Origin of the sequence: Paenibacillus cookii (assembly GCF_018333375.1) — a bacterium.
GTDB classification, from domain to species: Bacteria; Bacillota; Bacilli; order Paenibacillales; family Paenibacillaceae; genus Paenibacillus_AQ; species Paenibacillus_AQ cookii.
The window spans coordinates 1-5670 of sequence record NZ_BORW01000071.1 but is presented as its reverse complement, the minus strand read 5'-3'; the positions used below and the strand labels follow the sequence as shown (position 1 = coordinate 5670).

Below are 5670 nucleotides of genomic sequence, written 5' to 3'. Positions count from 1 at the left end.
GCGTTTTGTAGTGAAAATTCTGTTTTAATTTTGCTGATCGTTGTGGTAGACTTCACCTATAAGGTGCTCCTCTCTTTGGGTGTAGTGTTCCAAGTAAACACCATTCTACCAAAGATTCGGAGCCCTTCTCATATTTTCAAGAAGCGATACTTTCGAAATTCAGGATCAACTCTCGTTCGTGATAAAAGATGGAAAAGTGAGTGTCATTTCTTTAATAAAAGATTTGGAAATGGCAAAATATTGAACTGGGTCAAAAGCTAACCCCTCTTTGCTGATGGAAGGGAGGGGTTAGTCCACTACTCTTGCAAAGAAGCTTCCATGTTACGGCAGCGGTTGAGAAACGGAGGCTAATGCTGCTTTTCTGACGAGGCAATGCAGCTTTGGGGTTGCCTTGAAAGAGTTCTCTGTAAATTCAGAAATTCATCTCACACGCGAACGACCAAAAACGGCAACGGCTCAGTAAAGGAGCTATAGGCATGTCAACAACTTCTAATTAATGTTAATTTCCCTAAACTTATTTAATTATGATTTGCGCCTGCTTCAGCTTCTTCGGATGCTTTCGCGGGCGCCCGCGTTTTCGCTTCTTCCGTCGTCCTCGACTGGTCCTGCTCGGGGTACGCTCCAACGCGGTCATCAAGTCTTCTACCGTCTCTCCGGCATAGGCATTCAAGTATCGTAGCAGTCGCCAACATGAACCCTTCGGTTGTTCGGTCAGCCGGATCAACTCGCACAACGCATGCGCGATGAGGGAAAGGTAGATCTGGTTCCACACTGCTGCAGGCTTGAAGCTGTAAAGCTTCTCCAATTTCACATGCTGTTTCAGCCACTTGAAGAACAACTCCACTTTCCACCGACAACGGTAGATTTCACTGATTTCCTTCGCCGTCAAATCGAAGCGTGTGGTGATGACGCGGATCCGGATCCTCTTCTTCGTCCTGCTGTCAACCGCCTCGTATTCCACCAATCGCACGTTAAACGCTTCGCCACTATTCGAATCCACCATCTCAACATCCGCATCCAAGCAGATCGGCGAATCGGCTTCAACCTCTCTCTTATGCAGGATACGGCACTTGTTGTCAGCCCGCAATCGCGCCACAAACGGTTGGCCAGCCTTTACCCATGCGAGAAAATGAGCGTAGTTGATATAGCCACGATCCATGATCAGCGTCTCCGTCGGATCTCCTACAAGCGCTAAAACCACTTCCGTGTTTAGATCGGCGATTTCGGCGGTGGAAAGTACAATGCGATCGGCGCACACATGGTGGTCAGCGGCAATGAGCAGGGACGCATGCATCTTGACTGCGTTCTGGCTCTTAGAGACGTACGCCCACTCCCCATGGACTTTGGGCAGTGAAATCTCGGTGGAGTCGATGGCTCGTAACTTGCCCAAGTTGCCGACACCCGACTTGAGTGCATAGTGCGACGCAATCTGCTGAACCAGCGCGGCGTAAATGACTTTCAGCACGTCTAACGGAACGGTTTGCAGTTTACGATTGAGCGAACTGGGATGGATGGATTCCAACTGAACAGCTTGTTGGAGCCACTTTTTCGAACGGAGGTTGGTTGCGATCTCCTCGACCGACCTACGCCCATTCATCGTAGCCTCCAGAAACAACAAGATGGTGTTGCCGATGTGCAGCTTTTTGGCATATCGATCGCTGAACAGATCATGATAATGAACATTCAACCAATGAAAGCATTGACGGAACACGGTATGAGTTGGTATAGTACCCATGGCTCGCCGTGGCGATCTTAAAGATACTGAAGTTTGACCATTTCAATCATGCGCCGGCCCCGATTGGCACGCCCACTATCTAGACTGCCGAGGGATAGATGCTTGCGCATTCCGCCTCAAAGGCTAACGGGCATCTTTTGACCGATTTAGTCCACTCATTTCAAGCTTGGCCAAAAAATTCGAGATTTCCGCACTGATTTGATCAGGCACTTCTAAAGGAGAAAGGTGGCCTGTTCGGGAAATGACGCGCAGCTCTGCCTGAGGTATGCGCGGCAGCAGTTCACTGTAAAGTGTTTCCAAGCGATCTACCGGATCAGATTCCCCGGCTAACACCAGCGTAGGGACTTCGATGTGCATCACTTCAGCAGATATATCTTCGAGCATTGCAATTTCAGGCCATGCCGCACGAGCCATAGGCGCACTTTTTTGCATATCTTCGAGCACCATCTCACGTACATTCTGTTCAAGAGGAAGTAAGGCAATATTGCTTAATGCAATTTCCGCACCTTCACGATTATCATAAAATTGAACCATCGCCTTTCTCATTTCTTGAGGCATATCTTGAGGGGTCGGTGGGGATGGCGCAACCAAAATCAATGCCTCCAGTCCGTCAGGCTGACGTGAAGCCAGTAGCTGTGCCGCTTTACCGCCCATTGAATGACCAATGATCACATAGCGTTTCAATCCGAGCTCCCGAATAAGCGCTTGTGCATCATCAGCCAAATCCTTAATGGTGTAAGAAGCGGCCGACTTTTCCGAATCCCCCCATCCGCGCTGGTCATAAGCTATGCAGTGATATTCTTCCTTCAGAACATCAGTAATTTTACCCCAAGTTCGTAATGATCCGCCATAATAATGCAAAAACACAAGAGAGAGGTCTCCTTGTCCGTTCTGTTCAACGTGAAGTTCTACCCCGTTAACACGATATTGCATTTAAACCACTCCTCGATTAGTATTAGTAACAGTTACTGTTACTTTTATAATGTAACGATTCCAATAATTTATGTCAAGTTTTTCCGTCCCTTTTTATTATAAATTTGATTTACTTGTCCAATATCAATACACTAAAAAATATGTTTAACTGCATACACTTGTCATTTTTAAGTAAGGAGGAACTCGCCAATGGCAAATAGAAGCCAACAGTTCTCGGTGGCCGTTCATATTTTATGTTTTCTTGAATTTAATAAAAATGATCGAACCACTTCCGAATTACTTGCGATGAGTGTGAACGCTAATTCGGCGGTTATTAGAAGAATCATGCAAAAGCTTACTAAAGCGGGGCTTATTACATCTACTCTCGGAACAAATGCAGCTATTACCCTTGTCAAGCAGGCAAATCAAATCACGTTATTGGATGTGTATCGAGCAACCTTAGAGAATAATCAAGATTTGTTTATCATTCATCAAGATACGAATCCGACTTGTCCGGTAGGAAGCAAAATACCGCATTTGCTGGATGGAGTTTACTCTAAAGTACAAGCGACTATGGAGAACGAATTATCGAGCATTACGATTGATCAGCTAGTCAAGAGCGGCATAGTCCAGGGAGGCAATCCATGAAGGAGGATTGTGACGGTTTTGAGCTCTCACCCTATTATGTTTCACCCCCAGACTGACACGGCTGCGCGATCCGTGTCCGCCGAACAGGCGATCCTTTCGCTATTATGTCGATTGTCGATATGCTATAATTGAAGGGCAATAGAATAGGCTTGCAAGGGCGGTCGGCTAGTCTCCCGGAAGGGAGGTGATGCCATGGAGGTATTTCAAGCGTTGCAATTAATGTTCCTGTTCGGAATGTTTATTCTGGCGCTGCTTGCCTACCTGAAAAAGAAATAGACCGCCCCGGGCAAAGGTAGCGGTCTATTTTGCTGCTTAACCTACACCAAGCTTACCGCCCTTAAAAGCGGCTATTACATCGGGAGTCGTGTTCGCTGCACGCTCCTTTTGCATTGTAAGCATTTCTTGAATCAAGTATACCACAAGGGGCACCAAATTATTAGTTTATTTCTATTTATATGCGGTCAACTAACACAGCGGTAGCGATTTAGCCGCGAACTTTGGCGGCTTATTGTTGCAATGCTCATGGGAGTTCCAACGTATGACAAGGGAAATGATAGCGGAAGTTCTATCGGACGCCAGGAAGGCAATCGTGAGCGCAAATGAAGCCGATAAGAAGGCGTTTTTTCAGTAGTTTAAAGTGATCTCGGTCAATGCCGTCGGCAAAAGGAACCGGCACGCAGGAGGTTCAGCATGCCGGTTACTACGGACGGAGCTTGTGCCTGGTCAGTCAAAATCGTACCTCTGCTCTTTAAAAGGATCTCCTTGCGTTGGGTACATGCCTATGTCCCAACAATAGGGGTTTTTTTAGATCAAGTCCAAAATTATGTGTAAAATCCCTCAGCTAGAATGGGCTACATGATTCGGGTTACTTTCGAGACAGATTTTGGTCGGCTTTCACGCCACTCTAGGTATTCGACCATATCGAGGTACTTCTTGCCGGAAGCCCATTTCTCGTCCTGTTCCATGAGTAGCGCACCGATGAGTCGAATGACGGATTCCCGGTTGGGAAAAATGCGAATCACGCGTTCCCGGCGGCGAACTTCCTCATTCAGACGTTCTACGCTGTTTGTCGTTCTCAAGCGCTTACGGTACTTTTCCGGCAGGCTCAAAACGGCGGTGACATCGTCAAAACCGGCTTCCAGAATCCGCATCGCCTTCGCCGCTTTGTCCTCGTAAGCCGCCAGCGTCTGCTGCAAAAGCAGCCGGGCCGCTTCCGGGTTGGGCGCCTCCAGGATCGCTCGTACATGCGTGTGGATTTCATCCTTCAGGGCTTTCGGAGAGGTATCCAGTACGTTGCGCATAAAGTGCGTCTGACACCGCTGCCAAGTCACGCCCTGCAATTGTTGGCGAATAGAGCGAACCAGCCCGCCATGATCATCAGACACGATCAGATCCACGCCACGGAGTCCGCGGGACTTGAGCCAGTTGAAGAACTCCGTCCAGCTTTCTTCGGATTCCGTGTCTCCGAGCATCAGGCCCAGCACTTCCCGATACCCGTCCGTGTTGACGCCAACGGCGAGCATCACGCCGCGATTGCGAACACGTCCGTCTTCCCGCACCTTCAAATACAGCGCATCAACGAGGACAAAGGGAAATCGGCTGTCAGAAAGCGGACGATTATTCCAAGCCGTTACGATCGGATCCAGACGCTTGCACAGATCGGCTACAGTGGATTTGGAGAACTCGGTACCGCACAGTTCTTCCGTTACTTGAGCCACCTTGCGCGTGGAAACCCCATTGACGACCATCTCCATCATCGTCAAAATGAGCGCTTGTTCGCTGCGCTGGTAACGGGCAAACAGCTCCGTTGTAAACTTTCCGCCACGGATACGCGGCACACTCAACGTAATCGTGCCAATACGCGTATGCAGTTGATGGGGATAGGAGCCGTTGCGGTAACCTTGCCGGTTTTCGGTACGCTCATAACGCTGTGCCTCCAATTGTTCCGTCACCTGCGCCTGTAAGATTTGGTTCAGTACCGATTCCAGCAATTTTGCAACACCGGAATCCTGGGTGTTTCCTAAGAAAAGTTGATGCAAAAGTTGAGAATCTACGCTAATCTGGTATTGAGCCATATCTGAATCTCCTCCTGAAGAATGTTGCTTAGACACCATCATTCTAACTGAGGGATTGGGATTATGGCTCCCTTTATTTTCAGTAAACTACCATTTTACACAATTATACGGACTCAACTTTTTTTTATGGGTTTAACAGATAAACTGCATCAATTAAATACAGATATAGTAAACCTGAATTTCGAAAGCGCATAAGAATGCGGTGGCGATCATCCAGGAGCGGATCAACAACTGTGAATAAGTGGGAGTGGGACCAGCGAAATTTTGAAACCAATATCCACATGGGGATAACTCCCCCCT

At 47.9% G+C, this 5670-nt stretch carries 5 protein-coding genes; 2 read left to right on the top strand and 3 right to left on the bottom strand.

Going from position 1 to position 5670, the window contains the following annotated elements; all coding sequences use genetic code 11:
* Positions 1 to 514 precede the first annotated feature (514 nt).
* Together KI367_RS26435 and KI367_RS26430 are read right to left on the bottom strand one after the other, a co-directional pair.
* Positions 515 to 1735, bottom strand: a complete 1221-nt coding sequence (locus KI367_RS26435; protein WP_160038998.1) for an IS4 family transposase — start codon at positions 1733 to 1735, stop codon at positions 515 to 517.
* Positions 1736 to 1858: 123 nt separating this feature from the next.
* Complete coding sequence (locus KI367_RS26430) at positions 1859 to 2668, bottom strand: alpha/beta fold hydrolase (RefSeq protein ID WP_036715737.1); 810 nt, start codon at positions 2666 to 2668, stop codon at positions 1859 to 1861.
* Positions 2669 to 2857: 189 nt separating this feature from the next.
* Here KI367_RS26430 and KI367_RS26425 point away from each other — a divergent pair, with 189 nt between their 5' ends.
* Together KI367_RS26425 and KI367_RS26420 are read left to right on the top strand one after the other, a co-directional pair.
* Positions 2858 to 3295 carry an Rrf2 family transcriptional regulator gene (locus tag KI367_RS26425; protein ID WP_036715734.1) on the top strand — a complete coding sequence of 146 codons (438 nt, stop codon included), beginning with the start codon at positions 2858 to 2860 and terminating at the stop codon, positions 3293 to 3295.
* Between the two features lie 192 nt (positions 3296 to 3487).
* Positions 3488 to 3571 (top strand): putative holin-like toxin, encoded by an 84-nt coding sequence (locus tag KI367_RS26420; RefSeq protein WP_156124776.1) that lies wholly within the window; start codon positions 3488 to 3490, stop codon positions 3569 to 3571.
* Positions 3572 to 4146: 575 nt separating this feature from the next.
* Here the strand turns inward: KI367_RS26420 and KI367_RS26415 are convergent.
* Positions 4147 to 5370: an IS256 family transposase gene (locus KI367_RS26415; protein ID WP_212953252.1), complete on the bottom strand. Its 1224-nt coding sequence runs from the start codon at positions 5368 to 5370 to the stop codon at positions 4147 to 4149.
* Positions 5371 to 5670 lie beyond the last annotated feature (300 nt).

Bases quoted from the DNA above. Each gene is read 5' to 3' on its own strand.
- KI367_RS26430 (WP_036715737.1), bottom strand. From the start codon at position 2,668: ATGCAATATCGTGTTAACGGGGTAGAACTTCACGTTGAACAGAACGGA.
- KI367_RS26435 (WP_160038998.1), bottom strand. From the start codon at position 1,735: ATGGGTACTATACCAACTCATACCGTGTTCCGTCAATGCTTTCATTGG.
- KI367_RS26415 (WP_212953252.1), bottom strand. From the start codon at position 5,370: ATGGCTCAATACCAGATTAGCGTAGATTCTCAACTTTTGCATCAACTT.
- KI367_RS26420 (WP_156124776.1), top strand. From the start codon at position 3,488: ATGGAGGTATTTCAAGCGTTGCAATTAATGTTCCTGTTCGGAATGTTT.
- KI367_RS26425 (WP_036715734.1), top strand. From the start codon at position 2,858: ATGGCAAATAGAAGCCAACAGTTCTCGGTGGCCGTTCATATTTTATGT.